Genomic DNA, 14103 nt, shown 5'->3' with positions numbered 1-14103 from the left:
CAGGCAATGGCAGATAAAGACAAACGGCGCGGCTTGGGTCGAGGATTGTCGGCTTTGATGGCGGACGTAGCGGAGACACAAACGGTGGCATCAGAAGGCGCGGCGGAACAGTATGTTCCTATTGAAAAGATTTCTCCCAATCCGGAGCAGCCGCGCAAGCGGTTTGATCCGCAGGATTTGGATGATCTTGCAAACTCTATCCGCGAAAAAGGGGTTATCCAGCCGCTGATCGTACGCCGCCGCGATGATGGGACGTTCGAAATTGTCGCGGGTGAACGCCGTTGGCGCGCGTCGCAGATGGCGCAGCTGCATGAGCTTCCGATCATCGTGCGCGAATTCACCGATGTCGAAGTTCTCGAAGTTGCGATTATCGAGAACATCCAGCGGGCGGACCTCAATTCAATCGAGGAAGCAGCGGGTTATCGCCAGCTGATGGACCGTTTTGGCCACACGCAAGAGAAGATGGCCGAAGCCTTGGGTAAAAGCCGCAGTCATATCGCGAACTTGCTGCGCTTGCTGAACTTGCCCGAAAATGTTCTGGAAATGGTGCGTCAGGGTGATCTGACAGCGGGTCACGCCCGGACCTTGGTGCCGTCGAAGAACCCTGAAAAGCTGGCCAAACAGATTATCGCCGGAGGCTTGTCGGTGCGTGCGGCCGAGGCGCTGATCAAGAAAGAGCAGCAAGCCGAGAATGAAGGTCCAAACAAACGGGCAGCCAAATCCTCGAGCGAAAAAGACGCGGATACCCGCGCGCTTGAAGGGGATCTGTCAGCGAACCTTGGTCTGAAGGTAACCCTGAACCACAAGCCGGGGCAGGAGGCGGGCCAGATGGTGCTGCACTACACGACGATGGACGAGCTGGACGAGCTTTGCCAACGTTTGTCGGCCTCTTAATCCGACAAAAGCTCGGCCAGGATCGCGTTTAGCACCATAAAGCCCTGATCCGTCACATAAAGCTGGTCTTTATCCCTAGAAATCATCCCGATGTCCTGCATCTGGGTGATTTTTTTTGTCGAAAGCGGTGCGCCGGAAAGCGCCTCGTACCGACGCAGGTCCACGCCTTCTTTCAGACGAAGCCCCATCATCAGAAACTCGCTCCCCTGATCTTCGGTCGTCAAAAGCTCGCGGGGCTTTTCGGTGGCGCCGCTGGCAGCAGCGTCAAGCCAGCGTTTGGGGTTGCTAAAACATTCGGTCGCAAAGCGATTGCCATTTTGGGTCAGGCGCCCGTGGGCCCCCGGACCGATGCCAAGATAATCACCATAGCGCCAGTAGATCAGATTGTGCCGCGACTGCGCCCCGTCGCGGGCGTGGTTCGATACCTCGTAAGAGGGCATGCCCATCTCGCCGCAAATATCCTGAGTGGCCGCATACATATCGGCGCCCAGATCATCGCTGGGCAGTCCGCGTAGCTTTCCTACCGCATAGCGATCGCCAAATGCGGTGCCTTGTTCGATGGTCAGTTGATACAGCGACATATGGTCTATCGCTAGGGATAGGGCCTGTTTCAGTTCGGTCTGCCAGTCGGGCAAACTCTGGTTCTGGCGACCATAGATCAGATCAAAACTGACGCGTTCAAAGGTACTGCGGGCGATGTCAAAAGCGGCAAGCCCTTCGTCAACCGTATGGATGCGGCCCAGACGTTTCAGGTCCGCGTCATTCAAGGCCTGTATCCCCATTGAAATGCGGTTGACGCCCGCCTGACGGAAGGCTGAAAAACGGTCGGCTTCAACCGAACCGGGGTTCGCCTCGAGCGTGATTTCCAGATCATTGGCCGTGGGCCACAGTCGACGGATCGTGGCGATGACATCGGCGACGACATCGGGGTCCATCAGACTGGGGGTGCCACCGCCGAAAAAGACGGCGTTCAAGACGCGCCCTTGGGTTTCGGCGGCGCCGCGTTCAAGCTCTGCCAGATAGGCATCGCGCCAGGCCCGTTGGTCGATTGTGCGACTAACATGGCTGTTAAAGTCACAATAGGGGCACTTCGCCTCGCAAAACGGCCAATGGATATAAAGGCCAAAGCCCCCCTGGCGCCAATCCTCAGTCAAAGCAGGCAGAGATCAGTTTGGCGAAAGCGTCCGCACGGTGGCTGATTGCGTTCTTGGCGTCGGCGGACATTTCGCCAAAGGTCTGATCGTGCCCGTCGGGTTGGAACATCGGGTCATAGCCGTGACCGATGTCGCCGCGGATTGGCCAGACGAGCGAGCCGTTCACGCGGCCTTCGAAAATCTCTTCATGGCCGTCGGGCCAGACCAAAACCAGTGTCGCGCAGAACCGCGCGCGGCGCGGGTGGGGGGCGTTTGCCTCTTCCAGCAACCTGTGGGTCTTGGTCATTGCCATGACGAAATCGCGGCCGTTGGGCGTTTCGGACCAATCGGCGGTATAGACGCCGGGTGCATTGTCCAGCGCTTCGACCTCGATCCCGGAGTCATCTGCAAGCGCGGGAAGGCCCGTCGCCGCGACCGCCGCACGGGCTTTGATGCGGGCGTTGCCGATGAAAGTGTTTTCGGTTTCCTCCGGTTCGCCCAGGTTCATCTCGGCGGCACCTTTGACGGCGACGCCGAAGGGGGCGAAAAGCTCGGTCATTTCCTGCAGCTTGCCAGCGTTGTGGGTGGCGACCAGGATCTGGTCGCCGGTGAATTTACGGGTCATGCGGTGGCTGCCTTCTGCTTCTCGACCAGCTCTGCCACGCCCTTTTCGGCGAGGTCCATCAACTGGTTCATCTGGTCGCGCGAATAGGTGGAGCCTTCGGCGCTCATCTGGATCTCGATCAGTTTGCCGCTGCCGGTCATAATAAAGTTACCGTCGACGCCTGCTTCGGAATCCTCGGGGTAATCAAGGTCAAGCACGGGCTGGCCCGCATAGATGCCGCAGCTGATCGCGGCAACCGGATCGACCAGCGGGTCGCTGACCACGTCGCCTGCCTTCATCAGCTTGGTCACCGCCAGTTTCAACGCGACCCAACCGCCCGTGATAGAGGCACAACGCGTGCCGCCGTCGGCCTGCAGTACGTCACAGTCGATGGTGATCTGACGTTCGCCCAAGGCGCTACGATCCACGCCGGCGCGCAGGGCGCGACCGATAAGGCGTTGAATTTCAACGGTACGGCCCCCTTGTTTGCCCATTGCCGCCTCGCGGCGCATACGGGTGTTGGTGGCACGGGGCAGCATGCCGTATTCTGCCGTGACCCAGCCCAGACCGGAGCCTTTGATGAAGGGCGGCACGCGGTCCTCGATCGTGGCGGTACACAGCACATGGGTGTCGCCCATCTTGATCAGGGCCGATCCTTCGGCGTGTTTGGTGAATCCCGTTTCAATCGATACGGCACGCAGTTCGTCAAGTTTCCGACCAGAGGGGCGCATAGCTATTTCCTTTTCCATTTGCCATTGGGGATAACTCTGCGTTGCGGCGCGATGCAACCCCGATTGACGTTTGCCCCCTGTCGCACATACTTCTCCCACTATGGACAAAACACCGACAGTTTTAGACGAGATGAACGACCGCTCGCGCGAGGTGTTCCGCCGCGTGGTCGAAGGCTATCTGGCGAATGGCGATCCCGTGGGGTCGCGCACGCTGACCCGGGATTTCAGCGAAAAGGTCAGCGCGGCGACGATCCGCAATGTGATGCAGGATCTTGAATATATGGGCCTGCTTGGCAGCCCCCATGTCAGCGCGGGTCGTATCCCGACGCAGATGGGGCTGCGCATGTTCGTCGACGGCATGATCGAGATCGGCGATCCAACCGAGACGGACCGTGAAAAGATCGACGCGACCGTTGGCAGCAACAACGCCGATGTCAGCGGAATTCTTGATCGGGTGGGGTCGGCGCTGTCCGGCGTGACCCAGGGCGCCTCGCTTGTGCTGACGCCCAAACACGAGGCGCCGATCAAGCATATCGAATTTGTTTCACTGTCTCACGATAGGGCGCTGGTCGTTCTGGTCTTCTCCGACGGTCACGTGGAGAACCGGTTGTTTACACCGCCGCCGGGCCAGACCCCCAGCAGCATGCGTGAAGCCGCGAATTTCCTGAATGCGCTGGTCGAGGGGAAAACCATCTCGGAATTGCAGCGCAGCATCGCGCATGAGATCAGCCAGCGGCGCCAACAGATCGACGTTCTGGCGCAGCAGCTTGTCGAAAGCGGTCTGGCGCTGTGGCAGGGCGAAGGGGAATCCCCCGAGCGGTTGATCGTGCGCGGACGGTCGAATCTGATCAACACCGAAGGCGAGGCCGAGAACGTCGAATTGATCCGCCAGCTGTTTGACGACCTTGAACGCAAGCGGGACATCGCGGAATTCCTCGAATTGGCCGACGCGGGCGACGGTGTGCGCATTTTTATTGGTTCTGAGAATAAACTTTTTTCACTTTCGGGTTCCTCTCTGGTCGTTTCCCCTTATATGAACGCTGATCGTAAGGTGATCGGGGCGGTCGGTGTGATCGGCCCCACGCGCCTTAATTATGGACGTATCGTGCCGATTGTGAATTACACGGCGCAGCTGGTTGGAAAGCTGATTTCGAACCGCAGCTAGAGGTGAATTATGGCAGAGCCGAAAGAGAACGAATTTCTGGATGATATCGATGACGCAGAGGCCGAAGCCTATGCCGACGAGATGTCCGAAATTGACGACGAAGCGCTGGAACTGGACGAATTGCGTGCCGAGCGTGACCAGCTGAAAGACCGTTTCATGCGGGCCTTGGCCGACGCAGAGAACGCGCGCAAGCGGTCTGACAAGGACCGTCGCGAGGCGGAAAACTATGGCGGGTCGAAACTGGCGCGCGACATGCTGCCGGTCTACGACAATATGAAACGCGCCCTGGAAGCCGCTACAGAAGAGCAGCGCACCATTTCCGGCCCATTGCTGGAAGGGATCGAACTGACGATGCGCGAGTTGCTGAGCGTGTTCAAGAAGCACGGGATCGAAGTCATCTCGCCCGCGGTGGGTGACAAGTTCGATCCGCAGCATCATCAGGCGATGTTCGAGGCACCCGTGCCCGACACCAAAGCAGGCGATATCATTCAGGTCGCCGCCGAAGGTTTCATGTTGCACGACCGTCTGCTGCGTCCGGCGCAAGTCGGTGTTTCCTCTACCCCCGCAGGGTAAACGCCCGGGATAGAGCGGCCCTTCGGGGAGGATTTAAGTCCATTTGGAAGCGAGGGAGGCGGTCAGGTTTTAGCCGCCTCTTTCAATTTATAAAGCAGGTCGAGCGCTTCACGTGGAGAGAGCTCGTCGGGGATAATCTCGGCCAGCGTTTCTTCAAGCTTGGAGCTTTGTTTTGGTTGGGGCGCAGGGGCCGGTGCCACGGCAAACAGGGGCAGATCGTCGATCAGGGTTTTCTGCGTCGCGCCGCCTTCGCGTTCGCCCTTTTCCAACGCTTCCAGCACGACGCGTGCGCGCGCGATGACGGAAGGCGGCAGGCCGGCCAATTGCGCGACCTGCACACCGTAGGACCGATCGGCGGCGCCTTTGCGAACCTCGTGCAGGAAGATCACCTCTCCGTCCCATTCCTTGACCGCGACGGTGGCGTTATCGACCCCGCCCAGCTTGTTCGAAAGCGCGGTCATTTCATGGTAGTGTGTGGCGAACAATGCGCGAGAGCGGTTGATATCGTGCAGATGTTCCAGCGTGGCCCAGGCGATGGACAAGCCGTCATAGGTCGCCGTGCCGCGCCCGATTTCATCCAGGATCACAAGCGCACGGTCATCCGCCTGATTGAGGATCGCGGCGGTTTCGACCATTTCGACCATAAACGTGGAACGGCCCCGTGCCAGATCGTCAGAGGCGCCGACACGGCTGAAAATCTGGCTGATCAGGCCGATGTGCGCGGTGGCGGCAGGCACGTAGCTGCCCATTTGCGCCATCAGGGCGATGATTGCGTTCTGCCGCAGGAAGGTCGATTTACCCGCCATGTTAGGGCCGGTCAGCAGCCAGATATTCGCGTTGTCGCCATCGGCCGACAGGGTGCAATCGTTGGCGATAAAGGGGCTGCCGGATTGCTGGGCCAAGGCGCGTTCCACGACCGGATGGCGGCCCCCCTGAATGTCGAAGGCACGTGAATTATCGACGCGGGGTTTCACCCATTTTTCGGACTGCGCCAGATCGGCCAGACCGGTGGCCAGATCAATCTCGGCCAATCCAGCCGAGGCGACACCGATCGGGCCGGAGTGATCCAGAATGGCGCGTTTCAACGTTTCATAGAGCCGCTTTTCAATCTCCAGCGCGTGGTTGCCCGCGTTGAGGATCTTTGTCTCCATCTCTGACAGTTCCACGGTTGTGAAGCGGACCTGATTGGCGGTGGTCTGACGATGGATAAAGGTATCGGACAGCGGCGCCGACAGCATTTTCTCGGCGTGGGTCGCTGTGACTTCGGCGAAATAGCCAAGCACGTTGTTGTGCTTGATCTTCAACGTCGAGATACCGGTGAGCGTGATGAAATCCTGCTGCATCTGGGCAATGACGCTGCGGCCTTCGTCCCGCAGGGTGCGCACCTCGTCCAGCTCGGCATCATAGCCCGGCGCGATAAAGCCGCCGTCGCGGGCCAGCAGGGGTGGTTCGGCGATCAGCGCATCGTCGAGCAGATCAATCAGGCTGTCATGGCCGGTAAGCCCTTTGGCAGCCTGGGCCAGCAGATCGGGCAGGGCGGCGGTTTGCATCTTGTCGGCCAGATGGCTGGCTTCGGTCAGGCCGTTGCGGATGGCGGCAAGGTCACGGGGGCCGCCACGGTCCAGCGACAGGCGCGACAGGGCGCGGTCCAGATCAGGGACGTTGCGCAGATGCTGGCGGATGTCATTGCGGATCGACGGTGTGTCATAGGCAAAGCTGATCGCGTCCAGACGGGATTGAATCGTCTCTAACACCCGGGAAGGTGATGAAATGCGCCGTTCCAGCAGCCGGGCGCCACCGGCGGTCACTGTCTTGTCCATGACGGACAACAGCGTACCGGCGCGACCACCGGTCAGCGCATGTGTCAGTTCAAGATTGCGACGTGTGGCAGCGTCGATCTGCACGCTGCGGGCCTCGGCCTCTTTCTGCGGCGGGCGCAGGAGGGGGAGTTTGCCCTTCTGTGTAATCTCGAGATAGTCGATGATCGCGCCCATGGCCGAGATATCGGCGCGTTCAAAGCTGCCGAAGGCGTCGAGCGACCCGATGCCGAACAGATCGCAGACCCGTTTTTCAGCGCTGCTGCTGTCAAAGGCAGAGCGTGCGATAGGGGTCAGCGCGATGTCGAAATCAGAGACTAATTCACGTAAATCAGCCTCTTTCGCTTCTGACACGATCAGCTCTGACGGGGACAGACGGGCCAGTTCGGGGCCAAGGCGCGACAGGGTCAGGGGCATCACGTGAAACGCACCGGTCGAAATATCGACCCAGGCCAGCGCATGACCATCGCGGACCTCTGCAAATGCGGCCAGATAGTTGTGGCGCCGCGCTTCGAGCAGAGATTCCTCGGTCAATGTGCCGGGCGTGACCAGCCGCACGACATCGCGTTTGACCACGGATTTATAGCCGCGTTTCTTCGCCTCTGCCGGGCTTTCCATCTGTTCGCAGACCGCCACGCGGAAGCCTTTGCGGATCAGCGTCAGCAAATACCCTTCGGCGGCATGCACCGGAACGCCGCACATGGGGATGTCTTCGCCCCCGTGTTTGCCCCGTTTGGTCAGCGCGATATCCAGTGCTTCAGCCGCGGCGACGGCATCGTCAAAGAACATCTCGTAAAAATCGCCCATGCGGTAGAACAGCAGCGCTTCGGCGTACTGGGATTTAAGCTCTAGATATTGCGCCATCATTGGCGTGATTTTTTCTTCGGTCACCCTGCGCCCCCGGTTCGAGTTAACGTTGTGTACAAAACCGCGCCTCCGGACGAAAGGGCGGACCGGCTTTGCACGCGAGGCGTCGCCGCGACGTCGTGCAAACCGTGAGCGCCATCATGATTGTGTGAGGGGCCGATCGGCGATATCAAGCGGGAAACCATGAGGAAAGCCGTTCTAGTGACCAAAAACCGCATCACGTCCGAAGAGGCGCTCGCCTTTCACCTTGAACCCACGCCGGGCAAGTTCGAAATCACCGCAACCGTCCCGATGACGACCCAGCGGGATCTGAGCCTCGCCTATTCCCCCGGTGTTGCCGTTCCCTGTGAAGCGATCGCCGAAAATCCCGAGCTGGCATATGACTATACCAACAAGGGCAATATGGTCGCGGTGATTTCCAACGGCACTGCTGTTTTGGGCTTGGGCAACCTTGGTGCGCTGGCGTCGAAACCGGTGATGGAGGGCAAGTCGGTGCTGTTCAAACGGTTCGCCGACGTGAATTCGATCGACGTCGAGCTGGACACCGAAGACCCCGAGGCATTCATCAACGCGGTCAAGCTGATGGGGCCGACGTTCGGCGGGATCAACCTTGAGGATATCAAGGCACCAGAATGTTTCATCATCGAACAGCGTCTGAAAGAAGAGATGGATATTCCCGTCTTTCACGACGACCAGCACGGCACCGCGGTGATCTGTGCTGCCGGTCTGCTGAACGCCTTGCGCATTTCGGGCAAGAAGATCGAAGATGTGCAGATCGTGTTGAACGGTGCGGGCGCGGCGGGGATCGCCTGTCTTGAACTGCTCAAGGCGATGGGGGCCAAGCATAACAACTGTATCATGTGCGATACAAAAGGTGTGATCTATCAGGGCCGTACCGAGGGCATGAACCAGTGGAAGTCGGCCCATGCCGCGCAGACCGAGCTGCGCACGCTGGAAGAGGCGATGAAGAACGCGGATGTGTTCCTGGGTGTGTCGGTCAAAGGGGCGGTGACGCCTGCGATGGTCGCCAGCATGGCGGATAATCCGGTGATCTTCGCGATGGCGAACCCCGATCCTGAAATCACGCCGGAGGAAGCGCACGAGGTGCGCCCCGATGCGATTGTCGCCACCGGCCGCAGCGATTACCCCAATCAGGTAAACAACGTTTTGGGTTTTCCTTACCTGTTCCGCGGGGCGCTTGATATCCACGCCCGCGCCATCAACGACGAGATGAAGATCGCCTGCGCCCACGCTTTGGCCGATCTGGCACGCGAGGATGTGCCGGACGAAGTGGCGCTGGCCTATGGCAAGAACCTGAGCTTTGGTCGGGATTACATCATCCCGACGCCGTTCGATCCGCGTCTGATCCATCGTATTCCGCCTGCTGTTGCACGTGCAGGTATGGACACCGGTGCCGCGCGGCGCCCGATCATCGATATGGACGCCTACGAGCTGAGCCTGAAGTCGCGGATGGACCCGACGGCGAATATCCTGCGCGGGATCAACGCCCGTGCGCGGGCCAATCAGGCGCGGATGATCTTTGCCGAAGGGGATGACCCCAAGGTTCTGCGGGCTGCGGTGATGTATCAACGCTCCGGTTTGGGCAAGGCGCTGGTGGTCGGACGCGCTGACGACGTAAAGGCCAAGCTGACGGCGGCGGGGATGGAGGATGCCTACCGCGAGCTTGAGGTCGTGAATGCGGCCAATACCCAGCACCTGGAGACGTATAAGTCCTTCCTTTACAATCGCTTGCAGCGCAAAGGGTCGGATAGCAAGGATATCCACCGTCTGGCCGCCCGTGACCGCCACGTTTTTGCCGCGCTGATGTTGGCGCATGGGCATGGCGATGGTCTGGTGACCGGTGCAACCCGCAAATCCGCCCATGTTCTTGAACGGCTGAACCACGTATTCGATGCCAATGCGAAACACGGCGCCGTCGGGATCACTGCGCTGCTGCACAAGGGGCGGATCGTGTTCATCGGCGATACGCTGGTGCATGAATGGCCGAACGAAGAAGACCTTGCGAATATTGCTGAAAAAGGGGCCAAGGTCGCCCGCCACATGGGGCTTGAGCCGCGTGTTGCCTTCGTCAGCTTCTCGACCTTTGGCTATCCGGTTTCCGAGCGAGCAGAAAAGATGCAACGTGCCCCCGATGTGCTGGACGCACGCGGGGTCGATTTCGAATACGAAGGCGAAATGACCGTTGATGTGGCGCTGAATGCGGAAAGCCAGAAGAACTATCCGTTCTCGCGGCTGACAGGACCTGCGAATATCCTCGTCGTGCCAGCGCGGCATTCGGCCAGTATCTCGGTCAAATTGATGCAGGAAATGGCGGGGGCCACGGTGATCGGCCCGATCCTGACGGGGTTGGACAAGTCGATCCAGATCTGTTCCACCACATCCACCGCGAATGACATCCTGAACATGGCTATTCTGGCGGCCTGCAAGGTCGGCGAATGATCTGGAACCTCGGCTCTATCAACGCGGATAACTTCTACTATCTGCGGCATCTGCCGGCGCCGGGGGAAACGATTGCCGCGCATGATTTCCGGCTAGGTTTGGGCGGGAAGGGGGCCAATATGTCGGTCGCCGCCGCCCGCGCCGGAACGCGCGTTATGCATATCGGCGCCGTGGGGCCGGATGGTAAATGGGCCGTGGACCGCTTGCTGGAATACGGCGTCGAAACGCAGCATATCAGCATGATCGACACGGCCACCGGTCACGCGAATATCTGCGTGGCCGAGGATGGCGAAAACTCTATCGTGTTGTTTTCAGGGGCCAATCACAAGATCACCACCCAGATGATCGGGGCCGCCCTGGCAGAGGCATCGCCCGGTGACTTTCTGCTGATGCAGAACGAAACCCTGGGCCAACGCTTTGCCGCGCAGACCGCGCATACTCTGGGCCTGCGCGTCGCTTATGCCGCCGCGCCCTTTGATGCTGAAATCGTGGCGCAGGTTCTGCCCGACATTGATCTGCTGGTGTTGAACGAGGTCGAGGCAGAGGCGCTTGAAAAAACCACAGGCGCCCGCATCGACGCGCTGCCGATCGACGATATTATCGTGACCTTGGGTGCTGAGGGGTGCAAATGGGTCTCTAACAAGGCGAAAACGGTGCAAAGCTTTCCGGCCTATCCGGTCAAAGCCATCGATACCACGGGCGCGGGGGACACGTTTACCGGCTATCTGATCGCTGCCTTGGACCGCAAACTGTCGATGCCGGATGCAATTGCGCTGGCAATGCAAGCTGGCGCCTTGATGGTCACGCGGCAAGGGACAGCGGATGTGATCCCGGACCTCAAAGACATCCAGGATCACGGTTTTGACGAAGATTAACGCTCGCGATTAACGCGGGGTTAACGTTATTTCGCAAAAGGCGCAGCGCTGCCCCAAAGTTGTTTCACGCGCTGGTCGCGCCCACAGCCGTTGCGATAGCGCTTGTAGGCGACGGATTTCTTCACGCCCAAGCCGACGCTGGTAAAGGCCAGACGTTCATCGCTTTTGTAGTAATCCTGATGGTAGGCATCGGCGGGGTAGAACGCGGCTTTGCCCAAGATCGGGGTTACGACGTTCTTGCCCAAAGCGGCCTGCGCATCGGCCTTGGCCTTTTCTGCAGCGGCCTTCTGCCCGTTACCGTCGGCAAAAATCGCGGTGCGGTAGCTATCGCCGCGGTCGCAGAACTGCCCGCCCGCGTCCGTTGGATCAACCGACCGGAAGAACATCGACAGCAACTGGTCCGCAGACACAACCGCTGGATCATACTGGATCTGCGCCGCTTCATAGTGCCCGGTGCCGCCGGCGACGACCTGTTTATAGGTAGGGTTTTTGACGCTTCCGCCCGCAAAACCCGATACGACCTCTTTCACGCCCTTAACGCTTTCAAAATCCGCTTCAACGCACCAAAAGCAGCCGCCCGCGACCAAAAGCGTCTCTGTTCCGGCGGCTTTTGCGGTTGTCGCCTGTGCTGCAAGGCCCAGACCAATGGCAGCGCTTAACGCGATCATGCGCATATTTGTGGCAAATCCCATGGAATACTCTCCTTTGTTTTGCCTGACGGTGACCGCAATGCCTGCGCGACGCAACTCAGGTGCCCGTGATGTCACGGCCAAGTGATGTCGGTTTCACCCTTGGCCCCGCGGCGCGAAGTTCTTAGCGTCAGCCCCAAAGAAGGAGCAATTTGATGCAAACCCACGTCACCACGCACCAAGCCGAAGAAGATGCCCGCAATGAAGACATTTTGATCTATTTAAACGGTCAGATTGTCCCCAAGGCACAGGCCGTGGTCAGCGTCTATGACAGCGGTTTCATGCTGGGCGACGGCATCTGGGAAGGGCTGCGGCTGTATGATGGTACATGGGCCTTTCTGGACGATCACCTTGACCGCCTGTTCGAGGCGTCCAAAGCCATTGACCTTGACATCGGGATGACGCGCGACGCCCTGATTTCAGCCTTGTTAGAGACGCAAAAAGCCAATGGCATGACCACTGATGCCCACGCGCGTCTGATGATCACACGGGGGCCAAAAACGCGGCCCTTCCAGCACCCGTCGCTGTCGCAATCGGGCCCCACCATCACGATCATTATGGAACACTCGCGCCCGAATATGCCGCGCCCGATCCGGCTGGCCACGGTGCCGCATCTGCGCGGGCTGCCGATGACGCAGGACCCAAAGCTGAATAGTCATTCCAAATTGAACTGTATTCTCGCGTGTATCGCCGCGGAAAAAGCGGGTGCCGACGAAGGGCTGATGCTCGATATTAACGGTTTCGTGAATACAACAAACGCCTGTAACTTTTTCATCGTCCGCAAAGGGGAGGTTTGGACCAGCACCGGCGATTACTGCATGAATGGAATCACCCGTCAGAAGGTCATCGACCTGTGTCGCGCCAATGATATCCCGTGTTTCGAAAGGAATTATTCATTGGTCGACACCTATGGTGCTGACGAGGCCTTCTTGACCGGCACATTCGGGGCGCAAACACCTGTCGCGATGATCGACGGCCGTCAGATTGGCACGGGCGACATGGGGCCGGTGACCGAAAAGCTGCGCGGTTTGTACAAAGACCTGATCGCAAAGGAATGTTCCTGATGCGTATCGCAATGTGGTCCGGCCCGCGCAATTTGAGCACGGCGATGATGTATAGTTTCGGAAACCGCGCCGATTTCACCGCGATGGATGAACCGTTCTATGCGCCGTATCTTAAGGCCACCGGCGCCGATCATCCGATGAAAGATGAAATTGTCGCGGGCCATGAATGCGACCCCTTGAACGTCGCGGCGCACTGCGCAGAGCCGGGCACGCCCCATCGCTACATGAAACACATGCCCCATCATATGATTGACGGGTTTCCGATGGATTGGGCAGAGGGCTGCGTGCATGTCCACCTGATACGCCACCCCGCCCGCGTGATCGCCAGCTATACCGCGAAACGAGAAGCGCCGAATTTTAATGATATCGGCTATGGCCAACAGACCGCGCTGTACGATCAAATCGGTGGGCTGGTCATCGATTCCGCTGATATTCGCGCCGACCCCGAAGGCATGTTGCGTAAACTCTGTGATGCCATCAACCTGCCCTTCGATCCGGCAATGCTATCCTGGGCGGCGGGCCCACGTGCCGAAGATGGCATCTGGGCATCACATTGGTATGGTGCCGTGCACAAAAGCACCGGTTTTGCAGGGGCAGAGGGGCCGTTGCCCAGGCTTGAACCTGCCGCAGAAGCGCTGTGTGCCAAAGCACTTCCTCATTATCAGAAGCTTTATGATCAACGGCTTAGGTGATTTCGGGTAAAAATCTTCGATTTATCGAAACTAAATCATCTCATGTTGCGTGAATTATCAGGAAGAACCACGCAACAAGGAGATTTAACATGAAGATGTTTACAGCAACCGCTCTGGCTCTCACGCTTGCCACGGGTACAGCCTTCGCCGCCGCACACAGCAACGCGATGGTCGAAGCGATGGATCAAGATGTATCCAACGGTGTGGTCAGCGCCGATAAGGTGATGGCAACTGAAAATGGCTGGATGGTCGTTCACCGCACAGATGCCGAGATGAAACCCGGCCCCGTTGTCGGCTACGCGCCTCTGCGTGCCGGTGAAAACGTCGACGTTGCCGCCATTCTGCAAGAAGAAGTGAAATCCGGCGATATGTTGATGCTCATGGTCCACTCCGAAGAGGGCGGCATGAAAACCGGCGGCTTTGAATACACATTGGGTGCCAAAGAAGACGGCCCGATCAAGCCAGATGGTAAATTGGTGATGACGGTTATTACTGCAGAGTAAACCGTTCTAACCCAAAAGAAGGCCCGGACAGAATAT

General features: G+C 58.9%; 13 protein-coding genes. 8 read left to right on the top strand and 5 right to left on the bottom strand.

Translation table 11 applies throughout. The features are described from left to right. Positions 1-6 precede the first annotated feature (6 nt). Entirely contained in the window at positions 7-894 is an 888-nt protein-coding gene (locus B4F27_RS01150) for a ParB/RepB/Spo0J family partition protein (protein ID WP_132997652.1), read from the top strand. On the opposite strand, the gene hemW is transcribed toward B4F27_RS01150, so the two are convergent. Genes hemW through rph form a run of 3 tightly spaced genes read right to left on the bottom strand, consistent with a single transcriptional unit; the run spans position 891 to position 3362 of the window. Further along, positions 891-2048: a radical SAM family heme chaperone HemW gene (gene hemW / locus B4F27_RS01145; RefSeq protein ID WP_286758638.1), complete on the bottom strand. Its 1158-nt coding sequence runs from the start codon at positions 2046-2048 to the stop codon at positions 891-893. The two genes, B4F27_RS01150 and hemW, sit on opposite strands and share 4 nt — an antisense overlap. Further along, positions 2041-2652 (bottom strand): RdgB/HAM1 family non-canonical purine NTP pyrophosphatase, encoded by a 612-nt coding sequence (gene rdgB, locus B4F27_RS01140; protein ID WP_286758637.1) that lies wholly within the window; start codon positions 2650-2652, stop codon positions 2041-2043. Before rdgB ends, hemW begins: the two co-directional genes overlap by 8 nt. Continuing rightward, positions 2649-3362, bottom strand: coding sequence for a ribonuclease PH (gene rph, locus B4F27_RS01135; protein ID WP_286758636.1), 714 nt, complete (start codon positions 3360-3362; stop codon positions 2649-2651). Before rph ends, rdgB begins: the two co-directional genes overlap by 4 nt. A gap of 130 nt (positions 3363-3492) precedes the next feature. On the opposite strand from rph, the gene hrcA reads away from it, so the two are divergent. Further along, positions 3493-4527: a heat-inducible transcriptional repressor HrcA gene (gene hrcA / locus B4F27_RS01130; protein WP_237278063.1), complete on the top strand. Its 1035-nt coding sequence runs from the start codon at positions 3493-3495 to the stop codon at positions 4525-4527. A 9-nt stretch (positions 4528-4536) separates the two neighbouring features. Further along, complete coding sequence (locus tag B4F27_RS01125; RefSeq protein ID WP_005850788.1) at positions 4537-5100, top strand: nucleotide exchange factor GrpE; 564 nt, start codon at positions 4537-4539, stop codon at positions 5098-5100. Positions 5101-5162: 62 nt separating this feature from the next. Here the strand turns inward: B4F27_RS01125 and mutS are convergent, their stop codons facing one another. After that, positions 5163-7784, bottom strand: a complete 2622-nt coding sequence (mutS, locus tag B4F27_RS01120) for a DNA mismatch repair protein MutS (RefSeq protein ID WP_286758806.1) — start codon at positions 7782-7784, stop codon at positions 5163-5165. A 201-nt stretch (positions 7785-7985) separates the two neighbouring features. On the opposite strand from mutS, the gene B4F27_RS01115 reads away from it, so the two are divergent. Both B4F27_RS01115 and B4F27_RS01110 read left to right on the top strand, forming a co-directional pair. After that, positions 7986-10244, top strand: coding sequence for an NADP-dependent malic enzyme (locus B4F27_RS01115; protein WP_005850791.1), 2259 nt, complete (start codon positions 7986-7988; stop codon positions 10242-10244). Continuing rightward, a complete protein-coding gene (locus B4F27_RS01110) occupies positions 10241-11119 on the top strand; it encodes a ribokinase (protein WP_286758635.1) in 879 nt (292 codons plus the stop codon). Before B4F27_RS01115 ends, B4F27_RS01110 begins: the two co-directional genes overlap by 4 nt. Before the next feature lie 26 nt (positions 11120-11145). Here B4F27_RS01110 and msrA read toward each other — a convergent pair whose 3' ends face one another. Further along, positions 11146-11811 carry a peptide-methionine (S)-S-oxide reductase MsrA gene (msrA, locus tag B4F27_RS01105; protein WP_074636675.1) on the bottom strand — a complete coding sequence of 222 codons (666 nt, stop codon included), beginning with the start codon at positions 11809-11811 and terminating at the stop codon, positions 11146-11148. A gap of 152 nt (positions 11812-11963) precedes the next feature. On the opposite strand from msrA, the gene B4F27_RS01100 reads away from it, so the two are divergent. From B4F27_RS01100 to B4F27_RS01090, 3 genes are all read left to right on the top strand, one after another. After that, a complete protein-coding gene (locus tag B4F27_RS01100; protein WP_286758634.1) occupies positions 11964-12872 on the top strand; it encodes a D-amino acid aminotransferase in 909 nt (302 codons plus the stop codon). After that, positions 12872-13564 carry a sulfotransferase family protein gene (locus B4F27_RS01095; RefSeq protein WP_074636679.1) on the top strand — a complete coding sequence of 231 codons (693 nt, stop codon included), beginning with the start codon at positions 12872-12874 and terminating at the stop codon, positions 13562-13564. The genes B4F27_RS01100 and B4F27_RS01095 overlap by 1 nt, the downstream gene beginning before the upstream one ends. Before the next feature lie 89 nt (positions 13565-13653). Next, positions 13654-14067, top strand: a complete 414-nt coding sequence (locus B4F27_RS01090) for a DUF7282 domain-containing protein (protein ID WP_005850801.1) — start codon at positions 13654-13656, stop codon at positions 14065-14067. The last annotated feature ends 36 nt before the right edge of the window (positions 14068-14103 follow it).

It is taken from the genome of Sulfitobacter sp. UBA1132 (assembly GCF_002311545.1).
Classification (GTDB): Bacteria; Pseudomonadota; Alphaproteobacteria; order Rhodobacterales; family Rhodobacteraceae; genus Sulfitobacter; species Sulfitobacter pontiacus.
This window is presented reverse-complemented; position numbering and strand designations above follow the sequence as displayed.

What these genes read in the sequence shown, in the direction of transcription:
- B4F27_RS01110 (WP_286758635.1), top strand. Translation starts at nt 10,241, where the DNA reads ATGATCTGGAACCTCGGCTCTATCAACGCGGATAACTTCTACTATCTG.
- B4F27_RS01100 (WP_286758634.1), top strand. Translation starts at nt 11,964, where the DNA reads ATGCAAACCCACGTCACCACGCACCAAGCCGAAGAAGATGCCCGCAAT.
- B4F27_RS01090 (WP_005850801.1), top strand. Translation starts at nt 13,654, where the DNA reads ATGAAGATGTTTACAGCAACCGCTCTGGCTCTCACGCTTGCCACGGGT.
- B4F27_RS01150 (WP_132997652.1), top strand. Translation starts at nt 7, where the DNA reads ATGGCAGATAAAGACAAACGGCGCGGCTTGGGTCGAGGATTGTCGGCT.
- mutS (WP_286758806.1), bottom strand. Translation starts at nt 7,784, where the DNA reads ATGATGGCGCAATATCTAGAGCTTAAATCCCAGTACGCCGAAGCGCTG.
- rph (WP_286758636.1), bottom strand. Translation starts at nt 3,362, where the DNA reads ATGCGCCCCTCTGGTCGGAAACTTGACGAACTGCGTGCCGTATCGATT.
- hrcA (WP_237278063.1), top strand. Translation starts at nt 3,493, where the DNA reads ATGAACGACCGCTCGCGCGAGGTGTTCCGCCGCGTGGTCGAAGGCTAT.
- B4F27_RS01095 (WP_074636679.1), top strand. Translation starts at nt 12,872, where the DNA reads ATGCGTATCGCAATGTGGTCCGGCCCGCGCAATTTGAGCACGGCGATG.
- B4F27_RS01125 (WP_005850788.1), top strand. Translation starts at nt 4,537, where the DNA reads ATGGCAGAGCCGAAAGAGAACGAATTTCTGGATGATATCGATGACGCA.
- msrA (WP_074636675.1), bottom strand. Translation starts at nt 11,811, where the DNA reads ATGGGATTTGCCACAAATATGCGCATGATCGCGTTAAGCGCTGCCATT.
- rdgB (WP_286758637.1), bottom strand. Translation starts at nt 2,652, where the DNA reads ATGACCCGTAAATTCACCGGCGACCAGATCCTGGTCGCCACCCACAAC.